A 2,433-nucleotide genomic window follows, 5' to 3' on the forward strand; every position below is an offset into this window, starting at 1 on the left:
AACAAGTGCGCAAAGCCCGCCTTAGGTCAACGCTTCGCGCCAGCACTGGCCTGATAAATGGGCTAAATAGCCGTACGCCCGCAATGAATGTGGTGCTGAGAGCCATGACAATCGATAGACGCTCTCTCTGAAGATGGACGGGCCGAATCTTCGAGGCGGCCTGCCTGTCCAATTCCTTCAGATGCATTACGAGGCCAAGCGGGTTAACGTCATACATTGCCTTATCTCCTTCTAGATGGAGCAAGACTAGGCTGGGGGCGTGAGCCGATCGTGGTAGCGAACGTCAAGACACCGCAAAATGAGCAATTGCACTCCGACGGCGCCGCGCGCCTATGCATTCGTCTGTTGGGGCCGATGGTGATCACCAATGACCGCATACCTGTCGTGATCGCCTCAAAAAAGGCCCGCGCGCTACTCGGCTATCTGGTGCTGCGGGAAGGCACCGAGATCGCGCGGAACGTGCTGACCGGGCTGCTATGGGGCGAGCGCGGCGAAAGTCAGGCGCGCGCGAGCTTGCGTCAAACACTTTCAGAGCTGCGGAGTGCGCTCGCCGATTCAGCTCAGGACTCGATCGTGGCAACCAAGGAGACCATTATCTGGACCCAGGGATCGGGCTGGCTCGACACCAGAGTGCTGCAGGCGAGCGCCTGTTCGGAAGACCATGACGTGCTCCAAAAATCCGCTGAACTCATCGGTGGAGAGCTTATGGAGGGTTTGGCAGTCGGCGAACCTGACTTCGAACAATGGCTTGCGGCCGAGCGTGAGCGCTTCCGCCTGCTTGCTTGCAAGATTTATGCTCAGCTCATGGAAAGCGGGGAAAATATGGGGCGCTCGGAGGAGGCATTAGCCTATGGACTCAAGCTCCTTTCCCTCGATCCGCTGCAGGAGCATGTCCACCGAGCGCTGATGCGAATCTATGCGTCTCTGGGTCGCCACGACGCCGCGCTTGCGCAATACGAGCGTTGCCGGCGCGGGTTTTCAGACCAACTCGGTGTGAGGCCAGAGAAAGAGACTGAGGAACTCGCCCGCTCGATTAGGATGAGCCGGCGCGACAAGCCAAAAGAGGTACAGAGTGCACTCTCTGTTTTGGAGCGGGCCCATCGCAATCAACCGGCTCTTCCGGACCGACCCTCGATCGCCGTTTTGCCGTTTACCTCGATCGGCACCGATCAGGATAGCGGCTATTTCGCCGAAGGTGTGGCGGACGACATCATCACCGAACTGTCGCGTAACAAAGACCTTTTCGTTGTGGCGCGCCACTCTTCCTTCCGCGTTGCAGAGATAGAGAGCGATTCCACCACCATAGGCCAGGCATTGGGCGTGCGGCATCTTCTCACGGGCTCGGTGCGCCGAGCGGGCGAGCGCCTGCGGCTCTCCGTACACGTCATGGAATGCGAAACAGGCAGCGAGATATGGGCAGAGCGCTACGACCGCAGGATGGAGGACCTGTTCGAGGTCCAGCTTGAAGTCGCCCGGACGGTGACGTCAACCATTGCCGGCCGGCTGGCGGCATTCGCCGGCAAGGTGAGCGCCACCATGGCGCCTGAAAATATGGCGGCGTACGATCATGTGCTCCGAGCTCAGCAATACCTGCAACGCTACACACAAGAGCACTACGCCCGAGCTCGCGAGCACCTTGAGACGGCGATTCGCATCGAGCCCGCATACGCGCGACCGTACAGTCTACTGTGTCTGGCCGGCGTCTACGACTGGTTCTGGGACATGTCCCCAAATGGTCTTATCGAGGTGCTTAAGATCGGTGCCAAGGCGCTGGCGCTCGACGACCAGGATGCCAAGACGCATTTGGCGCTTGCCGTCGCTCACCTCTTCTCGTGGAATCACGACCGCGCCGTTCACCACATCGAGCGCGCCATGGCCCTCAATCCAAACGACGACCTTGTCGCGGCCGAACACGGCAGACTGCTGGTCAGTCTTGACCGCTCGGAGGAAGGGTTGCTGCGCGTCCGTGAGGCGATGCGGCTCAACCCATATCACTCGAATTGGTATTGGAACATCGAGGGCTTATGCCTGCACTCGGCAGGACGGTACGATGAGGCAATCGCCGCCTACGAGCGTATCGACGAGCCGCAGTTCTGGGTCGAGGCTTACCTCGCCGCATGTCACGCTATGTGCGGCCGCGACGTGCGTGCTGCTGACCATCGCGATCGGCTGTTCACCATGCGACCCGATTTCAGCCTGAGCCTCTTCCGCAGGGGTCTCCCCATACGGAACGAGGCTAGCCTGGACCGGTTCCTCGAAACGTTCCGAAGGGCCGGGCTGGAGGATTAGACTAGGACCGGACAGACCGAACACGCTTAACACGGAAGGCAGACAGCCAGCCAAGCGCGTCTGGTGGTGCGGCAGAAGGACCGGACATGAAGGAGGTCAGCTTGCCGCAGTCAGACATGCCGGTTGCGCTGCTCATGTTCACCC

The 2,433-nt window shown here is 60.2% G+C and carries 2 protein-coding genes; one reads left to right on the forward strand and one right to left on the reverse strand.

Annotated features, from left to right (window positions below; translation table 11 throughout):
* Window positions 1-217, reverse strand: a 217-nt coding sequence (locus tag AC04SH_RS34735) for a hypothetical protein (protein WP_488578073.1), incomplete at its 3' end; no start/stop codon positions are given.
* A gap of 53 nt (window positions 218-270) precedes the next feature.
* Between AC04SH_RS34735 and AC04SH_RS34740 the strand changes: the two genes are divergently transcribed.
* Window positions 271-2,289, forward strand: coding sequence for a BTAD domain-containing putative transcriptional regulator (locus tag AC04SH_RS34740; protein WP_488578074.1), 2,019 nt, complete (start codon window positions 271-273; stop codon window positions 2,287-2,289).
* The last annotated feature ends 144 nt before the right edge of the window (window positions 2,290-2,433 follow it).

The organism is Mesorhizobium sp. CNPSo 4688 (assembly GCF_057784295.1).